The organism is Kitasatospora albolonga, assembly GCA_002082585.1.
GTDB lineage: Bacteria > Actinomycetota > Actinomycetes > Streptomycetales > Streptomycetaceae > Streptomyces > Streptomyces stephensoniae.
On sequence record CP020563.1, the window covers coordinates 844,624 to 869,479 of the forward strand.

General features: G+C 71.5%; 18 protein-coding genes and 1 pseudogene. 7 read left to right on the forward strand and 12 right to left on the reverse strand.

What is annotated here, in order from left to right:
- Window positions 1–347 precede the first annotated feature (347 nt).
- Together B7C62_03575 and B7C62_03580 are read left to right on the forward strand one after the other, a co-directional pair.
- Complete coding sequence (locus B7C62_03575) at window positions 348–1,619, forward strand: chitinase (GenBank protein ID ARF71439.1); 1,272 nt, start codon at window positions 348–350, stop codon at window positions 1,617–1,619.
- A 216-nt stretch (window positions 1,620–1,835) separates the two neighbouring features.
- Window positions 1,836–2,966, forward strand: a complete 1,131-nt coding sequence (locus B7C62_03580) for a luciferase family oxidoreductase (GenBank protein ID ARF71440.1) — start codon at window positions 1,836–1,838, stop codon at window positions 2,964–2,966.
- Window positions 2,967–3,027: 61 nt separating this feature from the next.
- Here the strand turns inward: B7C62_03580 and B7C62_03585 are convergent, their stop codons facing one another.
- The 5 genes from B7C62_03585 to B7C62_03605 form a co-directional block, all read right to left on the reverse strand.
- Window positions 3,028–3,525, reverse strand: coding sequence for a cupin (locus B7C62_03585; GenBank protein ARF71441.1), 498 nt, complete (start codon window positions 3,523–3,525; stop codon window positions 3,028–3,030).
- A gap of 13 nt (window positions 3,526–3,538) precedes the next feature.
- A complete protein-coding gene (locus B7C62_03590; GenBank protein ARF71442.1) occupies window positions 3,539–4,537 on the reverse strand; it encodes a cysteine synthase A in 999 nt (332 codons plus the stop codon).
- 67 nt (window positions 4,538–4,604) lie between these two features.
- The gene (locus B7C62_03595; GenBank protein ARF76969.1) at window positions 4,605–5,183 is read right to left on the reverse strand and encodes a serine acetyltransferase; all 579 of its coding nucleotides are present in this window, start codon (window positions 5,181–5,183) and stop codon (window positions 4,605–4,607) included.
- Between the two features lie 41 nt (window positions 5,184–5,224).
- Entirely contained in the window at window positions 5,225–6,265 is a 1,041-nt protein-coding gene (locus B7C62_03600; GenBank protein ID ARF71443.1) for an EamA family transporter, read from the reverse strand.
- Between the two features lie 48 nt (window positions 6,266–6,313).
- A complete protein-coding gene (locus B7C62_03605; protein ARF71444.1) occupies window positions 6,314–10,456 on the reverse strand; it encodes an amino acid adenylation protein in 4,143 nt (1,380 codons plus the stop codon).
- 347 nt (window positions 10,457–10,803) lie between these two features.
- Between B7C62_03605 and B7C62_03610 the strand changes: the two genes are divergently transcribed.
- Window positions 10,804–11,637 carry a hypothetical protein gene (locus B7C62_03610; protein ID ARF71445.1) on the forward strand — a complete coding sequence of 278 codons (834 nt, stop codon included), beginning with the start codon at window positions 10,804–10,806 and terminating at the stop codon, window positions 11,635–11,637.
- On the opposite strand, the gene B7C62_03615 is transcribed toward B7C62_03610, so the two are convergent.
- Window positions 11,630–13,003 (reverse strand): MFS transporter, encoded by a 1,374-nt coding sequence (locus tag B7C62_03615; GenBank protein ID ARF71446.1) that lies wholly within the window; start codon window positions 13,001–13,003, stop codon window positions 11,630–11,632. The two genes, B7C62_03610 and B7C62_03615, sit on opposite strands and share 8 nt — an antisense overlap.
- Before the next feature lie 404 nt (window positions 13,004–13,407).
- Here B7C62_03615 and B7C62_03620 point away from each other — a divergent pair, with 404 nt between their 5' ends.
- Together B7C62_03620 and B7C62_03625 are read left to right on the forward strand one after the other, a co-directional pair.
- Window positions 13,408–13,965 carry a hypothetical protein gene (locus tag B7C62_03620; protein ID ARF71447.1) on the forward strand — a complete coding sequence of 186 codons (558 nt, stop codon included), beginning with the start codon at window positions 13,408–13,410 and terminating at the stop codon, window positions 13,963–13,965.
- A gap of 93 nt (window positions 13,966–14,058) precedes the next feature.
- Entirely contained in the window at window positions 14,059–15,609 is a 1,551-nt protein-coding gene (locus tag B7C62_03625; GenBank protein ID ARF71448.1) for a peptidase, read from the forward strand.
- 56 nt (window positions 15,610–15,665) lie between these two features.
- Here the strand turns inward: B7C62_03625 and B7C62_03630 are convergent, their stop codons facing one another.
- On the reverse strand, window positions 15,666–16,448 hold the full coding sequence (locus B7C62_03630; protein ID ARF71449.1) for a translation initiation factor IF-2: 783 nt from the start codon (window positions 16,446–16,448) through the stop codon (window positions 15,666–15,668).
- A gap of 73 nt (window positions 16,449–16,521) precedes the next feature.
- A complete protein-coding gene (locus B7C62_03635; GenBank protein ARF76970.1) occupies window positions 16,522–19,239 on the reverse strand; it encodes a DEAD/DEAH box helicase in 2,718 nt (905 codons plus the stop codon).
- 592 nt (window positions 19,240–19,831) lie between these two features.
- Here B7C62_03635 and B7C62_03640 point away from each other — a divergent pair.
- Window positions 19,832–20,082: pseudogene (locus B7C62_03640) on the forward strand (IS5/IS1182 family transposase).
- Window positions 20,083–20,097: 15 nt separating this feature from the next.
- Here the strand turns inward: B7C62_03640 and B7C62_03645 are convergent.
- Window positions 20,098–20,580 carry a hypothetical protein gene (locus tag B7C62_03645; protein ARF71450.1) on the reverse strand — a complete coding sequence of 161 codons (483 nt, stop codon included), beginning with the start codon at window positions 20,578–20,580 and terminating at the stop codon, window positions 20,098–20,100.
- Between the two features lie 323 nt (window positions 20,581–20,903).
- Here B7C62_03645 and B7C62_03650 point away from each other — a divergent pair, with 323 nt between their 5' ends.
- Window positions 20,904–21,527, forward strand: a complete 624-nt coding sequence (locus B7C62_03650; protein ARF71451.1) for an amino acid transporter — start codon at window positions 20,904–20,906, stop codon at window positions 21,525–21,527.
- On the opposite strand, the gene B7C62_03655 is transcribed toward B7C62_03650, so the two are convergent.
- Genes B7C62_03655 through B7C62_03665 form a run of 3 tightly spaced genes read right to left on the reverse strand, consistent with a single transcriptional unit; the run spans window position 21,514 to window position 24,632 of the window.
- On the reverse strand, window positions 21,514–21,972 hold the full coding sequence (locus tag B7C62_03655) for a DUF296 domain-containing protein (protein ID ARF71452.1): 459 nt from the start codon (window positions 21,970–21,972) through the stop codon (window positions 21,514–21,516). The genes B7C62_03650 and B7C62_03655 overlap by 14 nt on opposite strands.
- A gap of 27 nt (window positions 21,973–21,999) precedes the next feature.
- Window positions 22,000–23,001, reverse strand: coding sequence for an L-asparaginase (locus B7C62_03660; GenBank protein ID ARF71453.1), 1,002 nt, complete (start codon window positions 22,999–23,001; stop codon window positions 22,000–22,002).
- Between the two features lie 59 nt (window positions 23,002–23,060).
- Window positions 23,061–24,632, reverse strand: a complete 1,572-nt coding sequence (locus B7C62_03665) for a hypothetical protein (protein ARF71454.1) — start codon at window positions 24,630–24,632, stop codon at window positions 23,061–23,063.
- Window positions 24,633–24,856 lie beyond the last annotated feature (224 nt).

The window sequence follows — 24,856 nt, forward strand, 5'->3', positions numbered from 1 at the left end:
GCGCTCGGGGTGGGAGAGGCGCCGCCGGGTGGTCTCCCGGAACGGAGCCGGGAAAAACAGACTGAACGGCCGATCCTGCCCTCCCGGGTCTCGGGGGGCGCGGCTCAGCGGCTGTGGCGGGTCGAGTATGCCCGATCGGATGTCTCCCGTCACGGGGTAACGGCTGGTCATGAGGCAGGAACGGCGTCCCGGTGATCGCCGGAATGGTCCGAACCATTGACCCAACTGGTCTAGTCCTTCTACGGTTCCACCGAACGCCTTACCGCGTTCATGCCAAACCGGGCGCGTACGGCCCGGCGTTCCCCCCGCACCCCCCACGCACCAGCCCTCCCCCACGAGGAGCCACGATGCTCGCACCGCACCGTCCCCGCGCCCGGCTCCGGGCGCTCGCCGCGGCCGTCTGTACGGCGGCGCTCGGCGCCACCCTGCTCGGCGTCGCCGGTACGTCACCGGCCGGCGCGGCCCCCGCCGCACAGCCCGCCGCAGCCACCGCCGCCGAGACCGCCCCCACAGCGGCCGGCGACAAGGTGATCGGATACTTCACCAACTGGGGTGTCTACGACCGGAATTACCACGTCAAGAACATCGTGACGTCGGGTTCCGCGGAGAAGCTCACCCACATCAACTACGCGTTCGGCAATGTACAGAACGGCAAGTGCACGATCGGCGACGCCTATGCCGACTTCGAGAAGGCGTACACCGCCGAGGAGTCGGTCGACGGGGTCGCCGACACCTGGGACCAGGAACTGCGCGGCAACTTCAACCAGTTGCGCAAGCTGAAGGAGCTCCACCCGGACCTCAAGATCCTCTGGTCCTTCGGCGGCTGGAGCTGGTCCGGCGGTTTCGGTGAGGCCGCGCAGAACCCCGCCGCCTTCGCGCAGTCCTGCTACGACCTGGTGGAGGACCCCCGCTGGGCCGATGTCTTCGACGGCATCGACATCGACTGGGAGTACCCCAACGCCTGCGGCCTGACCTGCGACACAAGCGGCCGTGACGCCTACGGCGAGCTGCTCGGCGAACTGCGGAAGACCTTCGGGGACGACAACCTGATCACCTCGGCGATCACGGCGGACGGCTCCGACGGCGGCAAGATCGACGCGGTGGACTACGCGGGGGCGGCCAAGCACCTCGACTGGTACCTGCCGATGACGTACGACTTCTTCGGCGCGTTCGCGGCCAAGGGCCCGACGGCCCCGCACTCCCCGCTGACCTCCTACCCGGGCATCCCGACGGAGGGCTTCAACTCCGACGCCGCGATCTCCAAGCTGAAGTCGCTCGGCATCCCGTCGGAGAAGCTGCTGCTGGGCATCGGCTTCTACGGCCGGGGCTGGACCGGGGTCACCCAGTCCGAGCCGGGCGGCAGCGCGACCGGAGCGGCGCCGGGCACGTACGAGGCGGGCATCGAGGACTACAAGGTCCTCAAGAACAGCTGCCCCGCCTCGGGCACGGTGGCCGGTACGGCGTACGCCCACTGCGGCGACGACTGGTGGAGCTACGACACCCCGGAGACCATCGGCACCAAGATGGCGTACAAGAACGAACAGTCCCTGGGAGGAACCTTCTTCTGGGAGCTGAGCGGTGACACCGCGAACGGCGAGCTGATCAAGGCGATCGACTAGCCGGTCACGGGGTACACGGACCGGGGGTGGGGTGCCGGGCGGGCGCCCCGCCCCCTCGGCGTTCCCGCCGGACGGCCGCGCGGGAACCCCGAACGGCCGTACATGAAGGTTGCGTTGCCAGGCCCGGGAAGCGATTGACCCGGTTCCGGCGGCCTCCGTACGTTACGGCCAGACCGGCCCCGTACCGCTGCCTCCTGCTGCACAGGGAACCCCATCGTGGCCACCGCCCGCACTCCGCTCACCGTCCTCGACCTCGTGCCGGTCCCCAGCGGATCAACGGCCTCGGACGCCTTGCGCAACAGCCTCGACCTGGTCCGCCGCACCGAGCAACTCGGCTACAGCCGCTACTGGTTCGCCGAACACCACTTCAACCCCGGCGTCGCGGGGACCTCCCCGGCCGTGCTCCTGGCGCTCGCCGCTTCGGCCACCTCCGCCATCCGGCTCGGCTCCGGGGCGCTCCAGCTCGGACACCGTACGGCCCTGTCGACGGTGGAGGAGTTCGGGCTGCTGGACGCGGCACACCCGGGCCGGTTCGACCTCGGGCTCGGCCGCTCGGGCGGGCCGGTGGAGCGTGACGTACCGGCGAAGGAGGCGGCCGGTTCCGGCGGGCGGACCGCCAACGGCCTTCTTGTGCCCGGCCGTTACTCCAACGAGCACCTGCTGCGTTCACCGCGCCTCGCCCTGCACCGCGGGCTGCTCCAGCTGCCGGGGGCCGAATCGCAGGCGTACGACGAACAAGTGGCCGACATCCTGGCCCTGCTGGCGGGCACCTACGCCCCGGACGCGGGGTTCGAGACCTCTGTGGTGCCGGGGGAAGGCGCCGCGCTGCAACTGTGGGTCCTGGGCAGCAGCGCCGGGATCAGCGCCCGGGTGGCCGGGGCCAACGGGCTCCGGTTCGCGGCCAATTACCACGTCAGCCCGGGCACGGTGCTGGAGGCCGTCGAGGGATACCGGCAGGCGTTCAGGCCGTCGGCCGAGCTGGACCGGCCCCATGTGAGCGTCTCCGCCGATGTCGTGGTCGCCGACGACGAGGACACCGCCCGCGAACTGGCCACGGGGTACGGCCTGTGGGTGCGGAGCATCCGCAGCGGCGAGGGCGCCATCGCCTTCCCCGCCCCGGAGGAGGCCCGCCGCCACATCTGGAGCGAGGAGGACCGGGCGCTGGTCGCCGACCGGACCGGTACCCAGTTCATCGGGACCGCGCCCCGGGTCGCCGAGCGGCTGCGGACCCTGCGGGACGCGACGGGGGCGGACGAGCTGATCGTCACGACCATCACGCACGACCACGCCGACCGGGTGCGGAGCTATGAACTGCTCGCCGCGGAATGGGGGTTGACGGCCGGGTGAGGGGCGGGCGGTACGTCCGGCGGGCCTCCGGGACCGGAGACCCGCCGGGGACGGGACCGGCTCAGTGCCTGCCCCAGCCGGGGCGGGAGGTCGTCCCGTCCAGGGTCAGTTCGAACTGGTCGTACCGGGCCATGAGATCGAGCAGTTCGTCCTCGGTGGGCCTGTTCCCGTCCGCGTACAGCTCGGCCAGACCCCGGAAGTACTCCTCGCGGTTGATGGCGGGCGTGAAGATGATGAGCATGGTCGCCTGGTCCTGGTAAGGGTTGCGGAACCCGTGCGACATGTTCTCGGGGACGTTCACATAGGTGCCCGGCGGCGCGGCGAACGTCTTCCCGTCCAGGTGCAGTTCGACGACGCCGTCCAGGACGTAGAAGGCTTCCAGCTGTTCGCGGTGGATGTGCGGCGACGCACCCGGGGCGCCGGGCTCCATCCGGTGTTCGAAGAGGCCGAGGCGGTCGTCGGTCTCGGCGCCGACGGCCTTGAACGTGGTCTTGGTCGTCGTGCCTATCTGCACCGCTTCGCCTTCACCGGGAAGCAGTATGCGGGGAAGCATGGTCATCCGGACTCACTCCTCAAATCTTCGCGACGGTTTCGGTGCCGTGCACTCCGCCGGCCTGCTCCTCCTCGTCGGCGGCGGCCTCGAGCCATGACAGATACCTCTCGCCGGTGTCGGGGAAGACCGTGACGATGGTCCTGCCCGCGTACGCGGGGCGCCCGGCCAGGAGTCGGCAGGCGTGGGCCGCCGCCCCGGAGGAGACCCCCACCAGCAGGCCGAAGGTGCGGGCCAGGAAGCGGGCGGTGGCGAAAGCCTCGGCGTCGGAGACGGTGACCACCTCGTCGATCACGTCGACGTCGGTCGTGTCCGCCACGAACCCGCCGTTCAGCCCCGGGATGCGGTGCGGGCCGCCCCAGCCCTCGGTGAGGACGGGAGAGCGGACCGGCTCGACCGCGACCACCCGGAGGTCGGGATTGCGCTCCCTGAGGTAGCGCGCGGTGCCGCTCAGGGTGCCGCCGGTGCCGACCCCGCAGACCAGGACGTCGACCCGGCCCCCGGTGTCGTGCCAGATCTCCGGGCCGGTGGTGGCGTAGTGCGCCCGCACGTTGTCGGGGTTCTCGTGCTGGCAGGCGAACCAGGAGCCGGGGCGCTCGCGGTGGATCTCCTGGGCCTTCTCGATCGCCGCCGCGTACCCCTGCTCGTGCGGTGTCCGCACCACCTCGGCGCCGAACGCGCGCAGCAGCTGGACCCGTTCGTTGGTGGCGTTGTCCGGGAGGACGATGACGCAGGTGTAGCCCCGGGCGGCGCACAGGGCGGCCAGCGAGATGCCGGTGTTCCCGGAGGTGGCCTCCACGACGGTGGAGCGGCCGGGGGTCAGCTCGCCGCGCTTCTCGGCCGCCTCCAGCATGTACAGGCCGGTGCGGTCCTTCACGCTGGAGAGCGGGTTGGCCATCTCCAGCTTGGCGTAGACGGTGGTGCCGGACTCCGTCCCGCCCAGGTCGAGCCGGATGACGGGGGTTCTGCCGATCAGATCGTCGAGCGAGGTCGCGGGCCTGCGTCGGTCCGGGGCGAGCATGGGCTTCTCCGTTTCGGTGGATCGGGTCGCCGGGGAGCCGGATCACCACGAGCGGGTCACCGGAGGGTCACCAGGCGGGGAAGAGAACGGTGACCTCCTTCTCACGCGACGGGCGCGACGGGAGGGGCTGATGGGGCGTACGGCGCGGGCGCGGTGCGGCGGCCACCGGGGCGAGCACCCGGGAGTGGCTCGGCACATCGCGGATCACCAGGGCCTGCGCGCCGACGACGGTGTCGTGGCCGACGGTGATCGGCCCGAGCAGGGTGGCGTTGGCGCCGATCACGACCCGGTCCCCCACCTCGGGGTGGCGGCGCGCGCCCTCGGCCCTGGCCTCGTCGTGCCACCAGCCGACCGCGCCCAGTGTCACCTGGTGGAAGACCGTGACGTCGTCGCCGACAACGGCGGTCTCACCGATCACCACCCCGGCTCCGTGGTCGACGAAGAAGCCTCGGCCGATCGTGGCGCCCGGGTGGATCTCGATCCCGCCCGACGCCAGCCGCGCGGCGGCGGAGACCAGCCGCGCGGTGCGGCGCAGCCCCCTGAGGTGCAGCCGGTGCGCCACGCGGTGGCCCCAGACGGCGGGGACGGCGGGGTGCAGCAGGGCCTCGGTGCGCGAGTGCACCGACGGGTCGCGCGACCTGATCATGTCGAGGTCGCCGACCGCCCGGCGGTAGAGGCCCGGCGGGCTCACCGGGGCCCCTCGGTGCCGCCGGGGCGGCTGCCCGCGGCCGGTTCGGCGCCTTCGGCGGCTCCGGGTTCCGGCGTCGTGGCCGTGGGCGGGCCCGAGGGCGTGTCCGCCGTCGTCTCCGGAGCCGAGCGGGCGGGCGGGTCGGCGGGCGCCGGGTCCTTGGGGCGGAGCTGCCGTAGGCGGTTCTCCGCGTACGCCACACCCGCGAGCACCACCAGGCCGCCGACCAGCAGGTTCCAGGTGACGGACTCGCCGAGCGCCACCACGCCGATGAGGACGGAGGCGACCGGGACCACGTAGTTCACGGCGGAGGCGGTGGTGGCGCCGACGTCACCGATGAGGCGGAAGTAGAGCACGTACGCCAGACCGGTGCTGAACAGGCCGAGCGCGACGATGCTGAACGTCACCTCGAGGGTGAACTCCGGGGTTCGCCAGGTGAGGAAGGGGGTGACCACGGCCTGGAGCACGGTGGCGGCGAGGAGCTGGGAGGCCGCGGCGGCCATGGGGGCGAGGCCGAGCGGGGAGAGGTACTTGCGTACGTACACGAAGCCGCACGCGTAGCTCAGTGCGGCGCCGAGGCAGGCGAGCTGTCCGCCGAGGGAGCCGAGGGCGTCGGTCCACGGGCCGATCAGGAGCACCACGCCGACGAATCCGATGATGAGCCCGAGGACCTTGCGCCGGGTCGCCCGCTCGGTGGGCAGCGCGGCGGCGGCGATGGTCAGGGTCAGCAGCGGGGTGGCGCCGATGAGGACGCCCGCGATACCGGCCCCCGTGGTCTGTTCGCCGTAGGAGAGCAGCAGGAACGGGATGACGTTGCCGAAGAGGGCGGCGGCGGCGACATGGCCCCAGACGCGGGCGGACCGGGGAAGGCCGATCCTGCGGAACGCGACGATGGCGAGCAGGACGGCGGCACCCAGCACCAGGCGGCTGAGCACGAGCTGACCGGGGGTCAGCCCGTCCAGTGACACCTTGATGAAGGTGAAGCTGCCTCCCCACAGGAATGCCAGCAGCAGGAACCGGCCGACGGTTGCGTTCTTCATGCACCCTCCCTTTGTGTTACGGATTTCTTCTCTGTTCCACCGGACACCTCAGTAGTTCGGCGTCTTGAGCAGCAGGTTCTTTCTCTGGACTATCTCCGGTATGTAGACGCGTTCGTTCCACACCTCTTTCTCCACCGGTTCGAGGGCCACCGATATCGCTCCCTCGTCGCAGCGGAAGGCGCTCGTGACCGCCCGGGTCACGGCCGCGACCAGCTCCGACTGCTGGTCCTCGCTGAGCGGAACGGGAAAGTGCTTGATGTTGACGTGCGGCACGACGGTTTCCTCTTTCCTGATGGGGAGACGCCTTCCCGTGGAGAGACGGTGGCGGATCTGCTGGGTCAGCTCGTTCAGACCGGGGCTTCTCAGCATGGTGTAGTGCCCGCAGGCCAGTTCGACGACGGTCGGCTCCGCCTCGGAATACCCGCTGCTGCTCTCGATGAACGAGTAGTCGTCACCGCGCGCCTTGAAGAGGGTGATCGGCGCCTTGACCTTCCGTTCCCGCAGTTCCTGGAACGTGTACCGCAGTTGGAAGGTGCGGCGGACGATCCGGATGATTCTCCCCACCAGTTCGGCGTCGAGCTCCGGCCGTTTTCCGCGGATGAATTCCGTGAAGCTCTCGTCGTCCTCGGCGTGGGCGACGCAGGCGTCCGCCTCCTCACCGGTGATGGTGCCGGCGAAGACGGAGTGGAGAATGCGCACGTACGCCTTGTTCGTGTAGACGGGATCGTCGTCGCCGTGCGGGCGGGCGCCGCCGTCCGGCTGCGGGAGGACGGGCGAGCCGGGCGCCAGGAGGAAGAGGTTCTCGACCGTTCCGCCCGCCCGCTCGATCTGGTGGGCGGCTTCGAAGGCCACCCGGGCGCCGAAGGAGTAGCCCCACAAGGTGTACGGGCCGTTCCTCTGGAGCCGTTCGATGGCGCGCACATCCGCGGCGGCCATCTCCTGGATGGTGGCGTACGGGATTTCCCCGGGGTTGATCCCGTAGGACTGCACACCGTAGAACGGCCGACCGATGCCGAGTTCACCGGCGAGGGGCCGCAGATTCATGGTGTATCCGCCGAGCCCCGGCCAGCAGAACACCGGGTTTCCCGCGCCTTCGGTGTGCAGGCGTACGAGGCGTGAGGCGGGTTCGGTGTCCGTGCTTTCCAGTGCGCGGGCGAGTTTCTCGATGGTCGGGGAGTCGAAGAGGATCTGGAGCGGCAGTGCGCTCCCGAACGCGCGGTTGATCCTGTTGACGAGTCCGACGGCCAGCAGGGAGTTCCCTCCGGAGGCGAAGAAGTCGTCCTGGACCGATGAGCCGTCCTGTTTCATCACCTTCTCCCAGATGTCCCGGATTCTCTCCTCGGTCTTCGTCCGGGGTGCGACGAATACCCGACCGGTGTTCAGCGCGGTGATCCGGTCCGAGGATTCGAGCGCCTTGACATCGATCTTTCCGTTCGCGGAGAGGGGGAGCCCGTCCATGACGACGACCCGGTTCGGCATCATGTAGTCCGGCACAAAGCGGCTGAGGTCCTCCCGGATGATCTCCGCCGGTCCTTTCATGTGCACGATGTCCTCGCGCATTCCCTCACTGCGCAGCTGCCCCTCACTGATGCGGCCGCCCACAGCGAAGTACGAGGCTCCCGCGCTCTCGCCCAGGGCCCCGAGGATGCCCGCCATCCTGGTCGCGGCCGGCAGGTCGTGCCCGGTCTTCGAGCTGTATCCCGAGGACATCAGGCCGATGCGGAGGCCGTTCATCTGGAGGTGCTGGAGTTCCCTGCCGAGATCGGCGTAGTCGAGCCATGCCTCCCGGGCGCGGCTGATGACGGTGATCCCGAAGGCGGCCTTCTCGTAGACCTGTTGGTTGATCGCGATGACGTGTCTCTTGTGGACCAGCGCGTCGGAAACCCTGTCCAGTACGCCGTTCCGGTACCGGTACTGGCCCTCGGGCAGACCGGTGACCTTTCCCACGTGCGCCTGCACATAGATGTCGGGGCGGGGCCGGGAGCGTACGGCGGCCAGGGGGAGCATCTCGAACGTGCCGAGGTAGAAGTCCTCCTCGGCGCAGTCCAGGTGGTCCATGGCGGCCGGTTCGTACGCCGTGGCCTCCAGGCCCAGTCCGTGGGCGGGCAGGACGCGGTCGAAGAGACCGGCCATATGGCCCGCCTCGATCTCCAGGACCTCCAGGATGTTGTTCTTGTAGACGGGCTCGATGGCCCGGCGCTTCCCCGCGAAATGCAGCCTGATCCGCGCCCGCGGTTCCGGGGCCCCGGTCCTGGGGGTGATGAGGATCAGCCGGTGCTCCACCGGGTGGTAGTAGTGGAAGCCGGGGGCCAGGAAGGGGAGGCCGTCGGTCTCGAGGTAGAGCTGTGTGGCGTACAGGGCACCCGGTGACGCGTAGGCGTACTTCGGCAGCAGGCGTTCCTCGCTGAGGAACTGCCCGAAGTTGCGCAGGAGTTCACCGAGTCCGGCGAGGTCCAGGTCGCTGATGTCCCGGGATTCCGCCGCAGGTGCGCCGGGCCCGGCGAGCAGGGCGAGAAGGTCGGCCGCGGTGACCTCTCCGCCCTCGAAGGACCGGTAGGTCTTCCGTGCGAAGGCGAGCCGCCGCTGCTCCGGGGTGGGCGTCCGGCCCGGCAGGTCGACCGCCTTCCGGCCGCCGGTCTCCCGGTCGTCCCGTGTCCCCGGGTTCGCGAGCTGGGCCCTCACCTGGAGCTTGCTCTCCTTGGACTGGTGGTGGGCGCCGTGACTGCCCTGGTCCATCAGCGCCGCTTCTTTGGGGCTGAGCTCGATGCAGGCGATCAGGTTCTGGAATCCGGTGGCCGGGTCCTCCTTGACGAGAACCGCCGCGTTCTTGACCCAGTCATGGGTCTCGATCGCCAGCCGTATCTCGTCCAGCTCGACCCGGAAACCGCGCAGCTTGATCTGATTGTCCGCCCGGCCTGCGAACCGGACGGTGCCGTCGTCGCTCCAGTGGGCGAGGTCTCCCGTCCGGTACAGCCGTACGGAGTTCTTCTCACCGTCGCACGTATGGGCGATAAATCTTTCCGCGGTCAGTTCGGGCCGGTTCAGATATCCCCGGGCGAGCTGGACGCCGCCGATGTAGAGCTCCCCCACTTCTCCGGCGCCCACCGGTTTCCGGTCACCGTCAAGAATATGGAACCGGGTCCCCGGGACGGGTCTGCCGATGGGGACCATCTGCGGGGACTCCGCGAGAGTGCGGCGGTCCACCGTGAAAGCCGACGCGTTGACCGTGGTCTCGGTCGGCCCGTAGAGATTGGTCAGAGCGCTCCCGGGCAGCGTATCGAGGAATTTCTCCGCGAGGTTCCCGGAAAGGGCCTCACCACCGCTGAAGACCCGGGTGAGCGAGGTGCAGGAGGAGAACTCCTCGGTGTCCAGGAGCGCCTGGAGCAGAGTGGGAACGCATTGCAGGGCGGTGACCCGATGCGCGATGACGGTCTCGATGATCCTTTCAGGGTCGCGGTGCAGGCCGGGGGCGCCGACCACGACCCTGCTTCCGCAGACGGGGGCCAGGATCTCCCACTGGGCCGCGTCGAAGCTCATGGGGGTCTTCTGAAGGACGGTGGTCGACCGGTCCAGCGCGCCGGACTCCGCCAGCCAGCGCATCTGATGGACGATGCTGCGCTGCTCGATCATGACGCCCTTCGGCTTCCCCGTGCTGCCGGAGGTGTAGATGACGTACGCCAGCCGGTCCGGCGTGAGGCCCGCGGGGGCGGTCCACTCCGGCGGCGGACCACCCGGCGCGCCGAATACCGCCGGGCTCTCCGGGCTCTCCGGGCAGATGATCCGGGTGCCGGGCGGGGCCAGCAGGGAGAGCTGCGGACGGAGGTCCTCCGACGTGATGACGACGCGCACCCCGGAGTCCTCGATCATGTAGCGGAGGCGCTCCTCCGGGTATTCCGGCGAGAGCGGAAGATAGGCGCCGCCCGCGAGGAGAACGCCCCAGACACTCGTCATCAATGCGATCGACGGTTCGACGAAGATTCCGACGGAATCATCGGGGACAACCCCGAGATTCCTCAGATCATCAGCAATTCCCGCACTGCGGACGGCCAGGTCGCGATAGCTGAGAAGCTCGCTCCCGTGAACGACGGCCGTACGGTCGGGATGTTCCCGCACCCGCTCCATGAGGAGATGAGGGAGGCACTGTTCTTCGGCGGTATCACGTTCCGTCTGTTCGATGTCATTGATGACCATGGTCTTCTTTCGCCTCGAAAGAAAAATGGGCTCGGGAGCCACCGAACAGGTTGGCCGAATCGTGCCCATGTAAGGGTCTCTCACGGCGAGCCTTGCATTCAACCACCCATGGGGCCATGATGCTGCAAACAGCAACCTGCACGGGGGTAAAGATGGACAGAAGCGGCTTTATCGACGATGTGGTGGGCGATCACCGGCTTAACGCGACCGCCATTCGTGTTTACAAATGGTCAGTATCCCGGGGATTTGTTTCAATCGCCGAAACGATTGACCTCCTGGGGTTGACGCAGTGCGAGGCGAGAGACTCACTGGACCGTCTGGTTTCCGCACACCTGATGTCCTTACAGGTGGACCCCGAAAAGGCGGAGGACCCCGGCGGCATGCGGTGGCGGGCGCTCGATCCGCAGATCGCCGCCGCGGGTATCGCCTCGGCCGAGTCCCGGCTGCGCCGGACGATGGCGGAGCTGAGCGGGTCACGGCAGAACCTCGACGAGCTCTCCCGGGTCTACTCCGTCCTCTCCTCCACCGCGAACCGCGGCCGGGACGCCGTCGAGGTCTTCGACTCGCCCGCGGAGACGGCCCTGCTCTTCGAGGAGGCCGCGAGCAGATGCCGGACCGAGGTGGTCAACGCGCAGCCCGGCGAGGGGCGTCCGGCGGACGAGACGCAGCGGGCCGCGGTGCGGGACACCGAACTGCTCGGCCGCGGGGTGCGGATCAGGGCCCTGTACCAGGAATCGTCCCTCCACCACCCGCCCACCCGTTCCCACATCGGCAGGATCACCGCGGCGGGAGCCGAAGTGCGGACGAGCGCCGAGCTGTTCGGGCGGCTCGTGGTCTTCGACCGCTCCGTGGCCTTCGTACCGCATCACCGTGTCACCGGCGGGGCGGCCGTGGTCCGGGACCGGTCGGTCGTCGCCCTGCTCTGCGAGGCGTTCGACCACGCCTGGGGCCGGGCGGACTGCGCCGAGGCCGGCCGGGCGGAGCCGGTGGAGCTGAGCGATCTGCACCGGACGGTCCTGCGGCTGCTCAGCGAAGGGGCCCGGGACGAGACGATCGCCCGTCGGCTGGGGGTGTCGCTGCGCACCTGCCGCAAGTACGTGGCGGAGATCTTCGAGGCGATCGGTGCGGAGAGCCGGTTCCAGGCCGGGTACCTGGCCACGCACCGGGGGCTCCTCAAGTGAGCCGCTCCTGTTCCGGGGGCCGGTCGGCGTGGTCTGCGGCGGACCCGGCCGACGGTCCCTCGAACCGTCGCTCGCGCCAGGCCGGTCCGAGCACGGCCAGCAGGAGCGCGGCGGTGACGGCGAACCCCCACGGGTAGCCGGTCCGGTCGATCAGCAGCCCGAACCCGACCGCGCCGAGCCCCATGCCCGCGTCGAAGGCGAGGTTCCACACGACGCTGACCCGGCCGAAGCCGGAGCGGGGGACGCGTTCGAACATCGCGGCCAGGGTGAGGTTCTGCACCGCGCCGAACCCCGCGCCGAAGAGGACCATGCTCACGATCACCACGACCGGGCTCTCCAGCCGTACGAGCCCCGCCGTGCCGAGGGCGACGGCGAGCACGGAGGGCAGGAGCAGCGAGGAGGCGCCGTGCCGGTCGCCCCACCATCCGGCCCCCCAGCGGGCGAGGGGGGCGACGGACGACTGGACGAACAGGGCCACCACCGCCAGGTGGGCGGGCCCGCCCAGCAGGGCCAGCGGCAGGAACGTGACGAGGACACCGGCGGCGAAGGTCGCGGCGGCCAGGATCAGCACCGGCCCGGCGAGCGAACCAGCCCCCGGACCGCCGAGGAGACCGCTCAGCACTGAGCTCCGGCGCTCGGGCAGGCCGCCCTCGCGGCGGCGGCGGAGGCCCGGACTCCACTGCCCGGACCGCCCGCCTTCACGGCCAGGGCCGCCTCCACGGCCAGGACCGGGGCCGGGGCCAGGACTGCCAGGACTCCGCCGCCCGGGCCGGGTCCGCCCCGAGGGGAGGCCCGCGACGGCGGGGAGCGCCAGCAGGGTCAGGGCGGCGGTCGCGAGGAAGACCGGCGCGAAGCCGTAGCGGTCGCTCAGCCAGACCCCGGCGGGCAGGCCGAGCACCGCGGGGACGCCCAGGCTGACTCCGTACAGGCCGAGGTTCTCGGACCGCCGTCCGGGCGGCGCGAGTTCGGCGGCCAGCTTCGTCCCCGCGACGACGACGATGCCCAGGCCCACCCCGCGCGCCAGACAGACGCCCAGCGTCAGCGGGAACGCGGACCACAGGGTCAGCGCCGCCGCCGGAACGCCGAGCAGCAGCAGGCCCGCCCCCACGACCGCGCGGTGGCCGAACCGCGCGAGGAACCACGGGACCGCCGGCTCCGCCACCACGGTGGCCAGCATCATGGCCCCGGTGGTCAGCCCGGCGCCCACCCCGCCTCCACCGGCCGTGGCCGCGTACAGGGGGATCACCGACAGCAGGAGGTAGAAGCCGCCCATCCCGCCGACCGAGGCCACCAGCAGCATGAGCATCGGCCGGGTGAGCAGGCGGACCGTACCGGTGGCCGCCGCCGGGCCTTCCCGCCCGCTCATCGAGCGGGCCGCGCGGACCTCGGCATGGCCGGTCCTCCGATGCGATGAGGGGGCAGGGTGTCTGCCGGACGTCCCGGGGACCGGTGCCGTGTCCGTGGCACCGGCCTCCGGAGCGTAGGGGAGACGCGCCTCCGGGGTGGGCGCTTCGGGGGCCCGGCAACACGGTGTTCGCGAAGCGGCAATGTTCGTCTTTTCGTACGGGGAACTTTTTCGGCCACATGGCCGACTACTGCCCCATGGGAAGAGACGGCGGCAGAGATAACGGAAGAGACCGTGACGGAGGACCCCGGGTCGGAACGCGCGGGGGCGGTGACTACCTTGTGTCCATGCGTGCACCGGGCGGCTGGCCGACACGAGCGGCCAGGGGCCTGCTCTGCGGTTCCGCATGCCTGTTCCTCGGTGCGGTGAGCCATGTCGCGGCGGGCGGAACGCTGCCCGGCGCGGGAGTGCTCGCCCTGCTGCTCCTCGCCCTGACCGTGCAGGGAGTTCTCCTGTTCGGCGGCCCGCGACGCCTCCGCTTCGACGTGGTGACGCTGGTGCTGGGCGGAACGCAGTTCGGCCTGCACGGCGCGTTCCACTTCCTCCCGGCGCCCGGGCCCGCGTCGGCGGCCCCGGCCGGACACGGGCACCACCACGGGGCGGGGCCGTCCGGCGGCCACGGTACGGACGCGGGCGCCGGGCACGTCATGGGTGCCGGTGGCGGACACGTCATGGATGCCGGGATGACCCTGGCCCATGCGGCGGCCACCCTCGGAACGGCGCTCTGCGTGATCCACGGGGAGCGGGTGCTGCGGCGCCTCGCCGCCCTGCTCCTCCCCCGCCTCGCCCTCCGGCAGGCTCCTTCCCTCCCCTGTCTCCCCCGGTCGCGCCCGGCGCCGCCGGTGGTCGTACGCATACGCTTCGGGGCGCTCCTCGCCCGGTCCCGCCACCGGCGCGGGCCACCGTCGGCGGCTGTGGCCTGACGGCCTCCGCTTCCCACCACCCGGGCCAGGACCCGGTCCCCCCATCGGCAGGTTCACGGAGTCTTCCTTCGGCCTGCCCTCCGAGGAGCACCCATGTCTCAGACATCGCAGAGACCCGAGCAAGTACCGCAGAACGACCATGATCCCGCTGAGGCCACGACGCCCGGCCCGGACACCGGCAGCACAGCCACCGACAGCACGGAGACCGGCGGCCAGGAGTCCGACAGCGCGGACAGCCCCGCGAAACCCGGCCCCGGACAGCCCCGACCGGCCCGTTCCTGGGAGGCGGTCCGGCACCTCCTGGTCCGGCTGCACTTCTACGCGGGCGTGCTCGTCGCCCCCTTCCTGCTGGTGGCGGCCCTGACCGGGCTGGCCTACACCTTCACGCCCCAGCTCGACCAGCTGCTGTACGGCGACCAGCTGCGGGTCGAGCGGGTCGGGGACGCGCCGCGCCCGCTGGCCGAGCAGATAGCCGCCGCGCGGGCGGCGCACCCGGAGGGCACCACGGCCTCGGTGATCACCCCGCCGGGCCCCGAGGACACCACCCGGGTGGTGCTCGCGGTGCCGGAGCTGGGCGACAAGCAGCGCACGGTGTTCGTCGACCCGTACACCGCCGAGGTGCGCGGTGAGCTGACGACCTGGTACGGGTCGACGCCGCTCACCACATGGCTCGACGACCTGCACCGCAACCTCAACCTCGGCGAGACCGGCCGCCTGTACTCCGAGGTCGCCGCGAGCTGGCTGTGGGTGGCCGTCGCGGGCGGCCTCGTCCTGTGGATCGGGCGCAGCCGGGGGCAGCGCGCGAAGTCGGCCCGGGGCGTCCTGCTTCCGGACCGGGGGGCGCGCGGAGTGCGCCGGACGCGCGGCTGGCACGCCGCCACCGGGGTGTGGCTGGCGCTGGGGCTGCTGTTCCTGAGCGCCACCGGCCTGACCTGGTCGAACTACGCGGGTGAGCGGTTCGGGCGGCTGCTGGACGCGGTGAACGGCAACGCCCCTGCCCTGAACACCGCGCTCCCGGGTGCGGAGGCTCCCGCCGAGGACCACTCGGAGCACGCCGGGCACGGCGGTTCCGGCGGGGCGACGGCCGACGCCGACCCGGCCGGGTTCGACACGGCCCTCGCCGCCGCGCGGGACGCGGGTCTCGGCGGCACGGTGGTGGTCACCCCCGCGGCGGACGCGGCGAGCGCGTGGACCGTGGCGCAGAACGACAACGTCTGGCCGGTGCACTACGACCGGGTCGCCGTGGACATCTCCGACGGCGAGATCACCTCGCGCACCCGCTGGGCCGACCACCCGGCCCTGAACAAGCTCAGCAAGCTCGGTGTGCAGGGGCACATGGGCGTGCTGTTCGGGGTCGTCAACCAGATCGTGCTGGCGGTGATCGCGCTGGGTCTGACGGCGGTGATCGTCTGGGGCTACCGCATGTGGTGGCAGCGGCGTCCCACCCGCGCCGACCGCACGGCACCCGTCGGCCGGGCCCCGGAGCGCGGGGCGTGGCGGCGGCTCCCGCTGCCGGTCCTGGTCCTGGGCATCCCGGCGGTGGCCGCCCTGGGCTGGGCGCTGCCGGTGCTGGGGGTGACGCTGGCCGGGTTCCTGGTGGTCGACGCGGTGGTGGGGGCGGTGCGGCGGCACCGTACAGCCTGAGTGTCCGACAGGAGGCGCCCGGCCGGGACCATCCGGCCGGGCGCCTCACCATGACGTCACTTGCGCCCGACGCCCGCGTACATCGCGACGTCCGGGGTGTCCTGCTCCGGCCGCCACGCGGAGCAGGACACCACGCCCGGCTCCAGCAGTTCCAGGCCGTCGAAGTAGCGCGCGACGGCGGCGGGGGTCCGCTGGGTGAGCTTCGGGGTGCCGTGCTCGTTCCAGAACGCCACCGCCTCGTCGACGTCCGGCATGCCGGGGTGGGTGACCGTGTGGGAGAGGACGAGATGGCTGCCGGGGGCGAGTTCGCCCATGAGCCGGCGGACGATCCCGTACGACTCCTCGTCGTCCTCGATGAAGATGACGACCCCGAGGAGCATCAGCGCGACGGGCTGCGAGAGGTCGAGCGTCTTCGCGGCGGCGGCCAGGATCGTGTCGATGTCCCGCAGGTCGGCGTCCAGGTAGTCGGTGCGCCCCTCGGGTGTGCCGACGAGCAGGGCGCGGGCGTGCGCCAGTACGAGCGGGTCGTTGTCCACGTAGACGACCCGCGCGTCGGGGGCGACGCGCTGGGCGACCTCGTGCGTGTTGTCGGCGCTCGGCAGCCCCGTACCGATGTCCAGGAACTGCCGGATGCCCTCGCGCTCGGCCAGGTGACGTACCGCCCGCCCCAGGAACAGCCGGTCAGCCTTCGCGTACTCCCCGATCCCGGGGTGCAGCGCCCGGATGCGGTCACCGGCCTCCCGGTCGACCGGGTAGTTGTCCTTGCCGCCGGTCCAGTAGTTCCATATCCGGGCGGTGTGCGGCCGGGACGTGTCGATGCGCGCTTCGATGTCGGTCACTTCGTCAACGTAGCGCACGGACCCGTCAACTCCCCGTCGTTCGCAGCGCCTTGACCCTGTCTGTCCGTCCGGGTCAGGAACCGGTCGCCGCGTACGCTCCGAGCCATTCCGCCGCCAGCCGGTCACCGCGGGTGAAGACGGCGGCGCCGCGGTTCCCGGCGGAGGGGTCGGCGGGGTCGGCGGGCGGAAGGAGCAGGGTGGTCTCCTCCCCGTCGGCGAGGTGCTCCGTGGTGACCGCCCCGTTCCAGAGCCGGATCACCGCTCCGGGCGGGGCCTGTACCCGTACCTCTCCGTCCTGGAGCGTCAGGCGCGTGCCGGTGGCGCGCTCCGCGAGCAGCGCCCGGTAGCGGTCCGGGGTGAGGGCGCAGTCGCCGGGCGGTGTCGTGCCGCGCCAGTCGGGGGCATCGATACCGCGGGCCCGGGCCGCGTTCCACATACGGGGGACGAGAGCGGGCGCGTTCGGGGGCGTGGCCATGCGCTCGCACATCCGGAGCAGCCGTCCGGACCCCCGGCCCGCGCCCAGCGTGCGCCAGCGGATGCGCAGCGCGAGGTCGTCGGCGACGACGGCCACCCAGGGGTGGACCGTGCCGAGGGGCCCCTGCGCGCCGAGCCAGGCCAGATAGCGCTGGGCCTCTTCCAGGATGCCGGTCATGGAGTCGACGGGGATGCCCATGACGTACGCGGGACGGCCCCGGAAGAGGTGCGGGCGTACCGCCGCCAGCAGCAGGACCGCGCGGGCCAGGTCTCCGGCCTGCGGGCGCTGCTCGTCGTCGTCCGGTGCCGGTTCCGCCGCCGGACCGAGCCCCCAGGGGTCGTCCGGGCCGGTGCCCTCCTGCCCGGTCTCCCGCAGGACCCGGCGCAGGGCCGCCTTCGCCCGCTCGGTGAACGGCGCCTGTTCGAGGGCGGGGAGGAGGGCGCTGAGCAGGGCCGCGATCAGCTGCTCGGCGGCGAGCGGGTCCTCGGGGACCGGGGCGAGCCGCAGCGCCGTCGCCACCTGGTCGGCGAGGGTGGCGTCGACCATGAAGCGGCTGGTCAGCCGGCCGAGCGCGGTGGGCTCCAGGCGGTCCTGGTCGGCGACGGGCCGCAGGCAGCCCACCGAGGCGAGGAACCGCGCCGCCTCGTGCAGCGGTTCGACGCTGTCGTGCCCCTGGTACGCGGCGAACGTCCCGGCCCACCAGTCCTCCGCCTCGTCGAGAGTCGACAGCCGCTCCTGCACGGCCTCGGCGAGGAGATGGTCGGCCAGGTGCTCGTCCAGCCGCGACCGTACGGTGTATCCGGCGGCCAGCCGGGCCTGCCAGTGCGGCCGTTCCGCCAGGTCGGTGAGCAGGAACGCCCAGCCCTCGCGCTCTCCCGCGCCGATACGCCCGGCGCGTCCGAACATCTGCTGGACCATCGACACCTCGACCCGGTCCATGCCGAGCGTGGTGTCGCAGACGATCACCGCGCGGGCGGGGAGGTTGACACCGGCCGCCACGGTGGAGGTGGCGACCAGGATCTCCGCCTCGCGGGCGCGGAACGCCTGCTCGGCCTCCCTCTTGTAGGGCCAGTCCCGGTAGTGCAGCCGTACGCCCGCCTCGGTGCAGAGCCGCTCGACCAGTTCGGCGTCGTCGGCGTCGACTCCGGCGGTGGGTACGCCCCGGTCGGCGGCGAGCGCGAGCGCCGTGGACCGGACCCGGCGCTTGCTGCCGCAGAAGGCGAGCACGCTGCCGCCGTCGGCGGTGACCTGCCGGGCGATGCGGACGGCGGCCTCGGTGCGGACGGCCGCCCGGGCCGCCCAGTCCGTCTCGTCGACCGGGGGCAGGAGGGGCAGTTGCCAGGTGAGCCGGGTCGGCCGCCAGGTGGTGCGGACCAGGCGGGCGCCCAGCCACCGGGCGACCTCGTCGGCGTTGGCGACCGTCGCGGACAGGCCGACGATCCGGGTGGCCGCGCTGTCCTCCCGTACCCGGGCCAGCAGCGCTTCCAGTACGGCGCCGCGCGTCGGGTCGCCGAGCAGATGGATCTCGTCCACCACCAGGCAGCCGACCTCCGCGAGCGCGTCCCGCAGCGAGCCCGCACGGCAGATCGCCTCGAACTTCTCGGTGGTGGCCACCCACACGTCGGCCGACCGGATCAGCTCCGTGTCGACCGCGGCCTCACCGGTCAGGCGCACCACCCGCAGCCCCTGTCGGCGCCACAGCTGGAGTTCGCGGTCGAGTTCGTCGGTGAGCGAGCGCTGCGGCACCAGCCAGGCCGCCTTGCGGCCCCGGGCGTGCGCCTCCAGCGCCGCGACCATCCCGATCGGGGTCTTCCCCGCCCCCGTCGGCGCGACGACGACCAGATGCCCGGTGCCCTCCAGGACCACCGGGACGGCGGCGGCCTGCACCGGGTTGAACGACGGGTGCGGCAGCAGCCCGGCCCACCCGTCCGGCACCAGCTCGCCGACGGGGACGTACGCGTCTCCGTCCGGCAGCTCCTCCAGCGCGTCCCACTGGGCGGCGAAGGCGTCCCGGGACGCCGTCGCCCAGGGCCCGGCGGCGGGAGCCGCGCCGCCCGGACCCGCGACCGTGACCAGCTCCGTACGATCGCCCGTGTCGCTGACCGTGCCGACCTCTCCGGCCTCCTCCCAGTAGCGGCTGACGCGGTACGGGACGTCCCGCTCCTTCAGCCACATCCGCAGCGCCTCGTACTCCGGCCCGTCGGGGAGGATCACCCGTACGTCCTCGGCCGCCGTGAGCGCCGCGTCGGCCGGGCGCCACGCGGGATCGGTCACCGTGCACCAGAGCAGGGCCCGCCGCTCGGTCCCCTCGGGCACCGCCAGGTCCTCCGGCCACACCGGGCCGCGCCCCGGGCCCGTCCCCGGACGCGGCCGCTCCGGAACCCGGGCGACCACGGTCACGGTGAGCCCCGGCCCGTCCGGGCAGGGGCCGAGCGGCACGGGCACCGGCCGGGCGGCCTGGCGGGGCACGGCGCCGGTCAGCTGGTCGTACCGCTTCACGCCGAGATCCGCGAGGGTGAAGGCGGCGGGGCAGGCGGGGCAGACGAGCGCCGTGTACCGGTAGGCGCGGCCCTGCGACTCGTACGGTCTGCGCAGGGCGTGCAGTCCGCCGCCGCACACCGGGCAGCGGCGGTCGACGGCCTCCTCGTGGGCCCACCCCGGCTCCGCGAACCGCGCCGGGAGCTCGCCGCCCAGCGTGACTCCCCACCGCTCCCGCACCAGGTCGGTGACCGATCCCGTCATTCCGGCTTCGTCACTGCGCATGCCCCGACTGTGGCATCCCATGATCACCGCCCGCACCCGGTTCGCGAGGTTTCCCGCCGGACGGCAGGACCCGCTGGAGCCGACAGCGGCCCAGGACCGAACCGGTGGGCCCCCATCCGCCTCACGGGCCTCCAGCGCGCCGGGGCCCCGGCGTCTCCACACGGACAAGGCGTACGACGTCCCTCACCTGCGGCGATGGCTCTGGGGCAAGCACATCGGGGTGCGCATCGCCCGCAAGGGAGTCGAGTCCAGCGAACGCTTAGGATGCCGCAGATGGGTCATCGAGCGGACCATGTCCTGGCGACCGGCTACCGCGGACTCAACCACCGCTACGAACGCCACCCCCGCAACTACCTGGCCTCTCTCGGCCTCGCAGCCGCCCTCTACGGCCGTCTCCCGTCGAAAACGCGGTCAGTCACCGTTCTTGCATGGAACTGGCGCGCCGCCAAGCCCGGCCAGCACGATCCAGGCGGCCTTGGCGCCGCGTTCCGTGACGCGGAACCCCCACTGTCCCTGTGCCAGCTCGTTCACAATGTGAAGTCCTCGTCCACGCTCGACAAGGACCCTGCCCGGCCCCTTGGCCGGTTCGGCATCCGAAGGCGTCGTGGCACCGCTGTAGAGGCCCGGGGGGAGCAGAGGGTCTCTGTCATGGATCTCGCAGATGTACCTCCCGGCGGCTAAGCAGACGTGCATCTCGTACGGGCCGCACGCGTGCTCGTGCGCGTTTGCCACGAGCTCCGAGACGGCCAGGACGCCGTCACTGACGACGTCCCCGGACAGCCCCAGGTCCTTGAGGACACGTCGCAGGACCGCGCGGGCTTCGCCCGTCGGGTTGGGAGTGCGGTCGGTCCAGCGGTACACGAGGCCGAGAGCGGCGGATGGCGCGCTGATCATCGGGCGACGGACCTCCTGCAGGTGACGACGATGGCCTACTCCCGGGGCTGCGACTTGGTCGCGGAAATGCGGCCAGTACGCCGCTGAGAGGCACATGACCGCAGGAAGCACCTGGCTTCGGGCACTCCACCCAGGAAGAATCGTGACTCGCGACCGGCCTCGTGGCCGGTCGCGAGTCACGTACTCAACGATGAGTGTCGGTGTCCCTGGTGCTCATGGGCGTTTATGAGCACCAGGGGGTGCGAGCGGGCGACAGGGTGCTCTAGCGAGACCGCCGACCCGCCGCCGACCTTCGCCACTCTGATCACTGGGAGTATGAGCAGGTGAGTGCTGACGTGTTGGGACGCTGGGTGCCGGATCGCCCCGTGGATGTGGCCGCGGTCTTCGCCAAGGCGGACTTCCCTTGGTGGATCGCCGGTGGCTACGCGATCGAACTCGCGGTCGGCCGCGAGCTGCGCGCACACGGCGATCTCGATGTCCTCGTCCTCCGGCGTGACCAGGCCCTCGTACGTGAACTGCTAGCCGACTGGGACCTGTACGTGGCGGACCCGCCCGGCCGGGGGGAGCTTCGACCATGGCGTTCCGGAGATGTCCTTCAGCCGCCGCTGCACGACATCTGGTGCCGCCGCACGCCCGAGGCACCCTGGTCGGTGCAGCTCATGCTGGACGAGGCCGAGGACACCCAGTGGGTATCGCGGCGCGACCCGGCGGTTCGCCTCCCGATCGACCAGTTCGGACGCACGACCGCGATGGGCATCCCGTATCTCGCGCCCGAGGTGCAGCTCTTCTACAAGGCCAAGGCGACCCGCGACAAGGATGAGACCGACTTCGAAGCGGTACTGCCGCTGCTGGACACTCCGGCACGTGCCTGGCTGGCGGACGCGATCAAGGTGATCGCGCCCGGCCACCACTGGCTCCGCCAGCTCCTGCCGGTCAGCCGAACGTGAGCAGCGGTACGTCGTAGAGGTCGGGGTTCCGGGGCCGGGTCATCGTGGGCGACGTGACCTCCACGATCAGCAGCTCGCTGAGGAACTGGACCTTGGCGCTGAGGAGATGGCTCGTCCTGCCGTCGGCCGACTGGGCCTTCAGACCGGCGGAGACGTGGATGTGCGGGAGTGTCCCGCCGGTGGCGGGGTCATGGGCGAGGGTGCCGGCGCCGAACGCCTCGACGTTGGTGACGTATGTCTTCGCCCAGACCGGTGCGTCCGGGTCGGCGAGCTTCTCGCAGGCACCCACGATCTCGGCCTCCGCGAAGGCTCCGATGAACGAGGGGATGTAGCCCTGCTGGACGCCGTTGTCACGGCAGAAGGCGGACAGCGCCTCGAAGAAGTCCTCCCCGTGGTCGAAGGTGACGCCGAAGGTACGGCCAACGGTCAGCTCGTGAGCACGCATGTGCGGGTGTCTCCTGAAGAGGTGGGGTCAGCGGGCGAAGGCGGCGATGAAGGTCTCTCGGACCGCCGCCCCGTCGGCGCCCTGGGCGAGCTGGGCCTGCAGCAGGAGCCGGGCCTGGTACGGGCCGAGGTCGCCGGCGCCGATGAGTCCTCGTCCGAGGAGGTCCTTCTCGGAGCCGGGGAAGCCGTACGTGTCGGACAGGACGGGGCCGTTGCCGATGCGGGAGGCAAGGACCACGGGGATGCGGGACGCGAGCTTGGTGAGCCCTTCCACGAGACGCTCCGGGACGTGGCCGACGCCGAAGGCCGCGACCACGAGCCCGTCGCAGTTGCCGTCCCACAGGTCGAGCAGTGCACCGTCGTCGCCAAGGGTGACGACGTAGAGCCCGACACGTGCCTCACGGTCGGGGGCTCCGACGAGCGGTCCGCGGGGCGGTAGGCCGCCCGCAATCCGCACCCGGTTCTCCGCGACCCGCGCGATCGGTCCGCACGACGGGGAGGTGAAGGCGGCTGGGCTGGTGGTGTGGGACTTGCGGACGGTCCGGGCCGAGTGGATCTCGTCGCCGAGGACGACGAGGCAGCCGGCGCCCCGGAGTCCAGGGTCGGCGGCGGCCAGGACAGCGGCGTAGAGGTTGGCCGGACCGTCGGCGCCGGGGAGGGTGGGGTTGCGCATCGCGCCGGTGACGACGACCGGCTGCTCGTGGCCGTGGTAGAGGTCGAGGAGGAAGGCGGTCTCCTCGATGGTGTCGGTTCCCTGGGTGATGACGACGCCGTCGACGTCTCCGGTCTCCAGCTCCGCCGCGATCGCGACCGACAGTGCGGTGAGGTCCTCGAAGGTCAGGGAGGCGCCGGGCAGACGTCGGAAGTCCCGAACCTTGAGGCCGATGCCACTCGTGGCCAGGGCGGGTACCGCGGCGAGGAGTTCGTGCGCCGAGAGCGCCGGTACGACGCCTCCGGTGGCGGGATCGGTGGTCATGGCGATCGTGCCGCCGAGGGAGAAGACCGCCACGTTCCTGACCGACTCCGTCATATCCCCTGCTCCCCTGTCCGGACGCCGCCGAGCGCGGCCTCGCAAGTGGTCCAGGCAGGCTATCGGGTCGGTGCCGTCCGGGTACGCGGAATGATCACCAGCTGTTCGGCCACGAAGCGGCAGGCGGCCTCCAGCCCTTCGAGGCCCAGCAGCCGACTGCGCGGCCGGGCCAGCCGCTCCGTGCCGGCGGCCGACAGCTGCGCGCACCGGCGTCCGAGCCAGGAAGCGTCGAGACCGAGGTACTCCGCCGTTGCCGCGAGGCGCTGTCCGGCCTGCTCGGCCGCCGTGGCCGAGTGGTGGCTGACGTGGCCGGTCACGTCGGCGAACGTCCGCAAAGCCCCCGGCCGCGCGGTGACCGCGAGGTGGGACGCCCCCTCGGTGCGTACCCATGAGGCGATGACAGCTCGGCGCCCGTGAGAGAGGACGAAACCGTCGGTGTGGGCGAAGCCTCCGTCACCGGTCACCCAGGTGCGGATACTGAAGGACTCCATGAGCGCGATGGCGAGGAACATCAGGACGCGCTCGTACGCCGGCGAGGAGGCGACCGCCGTCTCGGGGACGCAGAACCCCCGGCCGCTGGTACTGCCTGGACGCCGGGGCGCCATTCGTTCGAGGTAGCGGTACTTGTGCCGGAAGAACAGCCAGGTGGCGGCCTCCTCACCGCGCTGTTCTCTGGTCCAGAAGACGGGCGCATCGCCCAGGTGGTCACGGTGGCCCAGGATGTACCGGGCTGCGGTCTCTGAGCCGATCAGCATCGTGGAAACTTCGGTCAGGCCGTGGTCGGAGGCGAGCGGCGAGCCCGGGGAAGCGGTGAGCGAAGCCAGCAAGGTGTGCAGGGCCTGGTCGTCGCCGAGCAGGGCCGCCTCGAATCCCGACATGGCCCACAGGATGCCGTAAGTCAGGTCGTCCAGTTCGTACGCGGCGGGAATGTCGACCGGGCCGGAGGCGGTGGTGCGTACGCCGCTCGGTCGGGCGTCGGTGACGAACTGCCGGACCGCCCCGTCCACCGTGCGGTTCGCGACGACGAGAGCGCGCATCGGCATCGCGCGCCAGTCATCCAGCTCCGGGCGGGAGTCGAGTCTCAGGCTGTGCCCGAGGAAGGAGGCCGCGGGAAGGGTCAACACGGGAATCGCCGTCGTCGAGACGAACCGACCGACGGGTAACAGAAGCTGGCCCGGACCTTCAGGTAGCGCCGCGTACCCACAGCCCCTCGTGTCCGCGTATCCCGGTCTGCTCGTGGCGCCTGGGATGTGCGGATCGGCCGCGGGCAGGAGCCCGAGCAGCTCCTCCGGAACTCCCAGCGCATCGGTCCACTGAACGAACTGCCGTCGGTCGCGGATCTGTTTGAGGCCACGTTCCAGTCTGCTGACCTCGGCCTGGTCGATGTTGACCATCCGCGCCACGCCAGCCTGGGAGAGGCCCGTGTGCTTCCTGAACAGCTTGACGACGGTGCCCAGTTCCCATGCGGCCACGGCTCGCCGGACCGTCGGATCACGCCAGAAGGCCGGGTCGGCCCGTCGGGCGGCCGGCCCGTCCTGGCACGAGGCGCATCGAGTACCGGCGTTGAAGCGACTGAGAAGGGCACCGCAGCGCGTACACCGCCGCTGTCCGCTGTCGACCATGGTCGGCATTCTCCCTCGCTCTGCGACCGCCCGGACACGTTCCGCTGGTGGGGCTCATAAACACTCATGGGCGTGGGCCTTCGTGGCGTCCATCGTGGTGGGGCACCACCGACCGGAGCCGCGTGCCGCGACTCCCCGGACGTGAGGATCCGACCTGTGACCTCCTTGACCCTGCCGCCACGGCACCCCGGGTCGCCGCCGCTGGCCCACGCCTGGCAGACGCTGGCAGACGG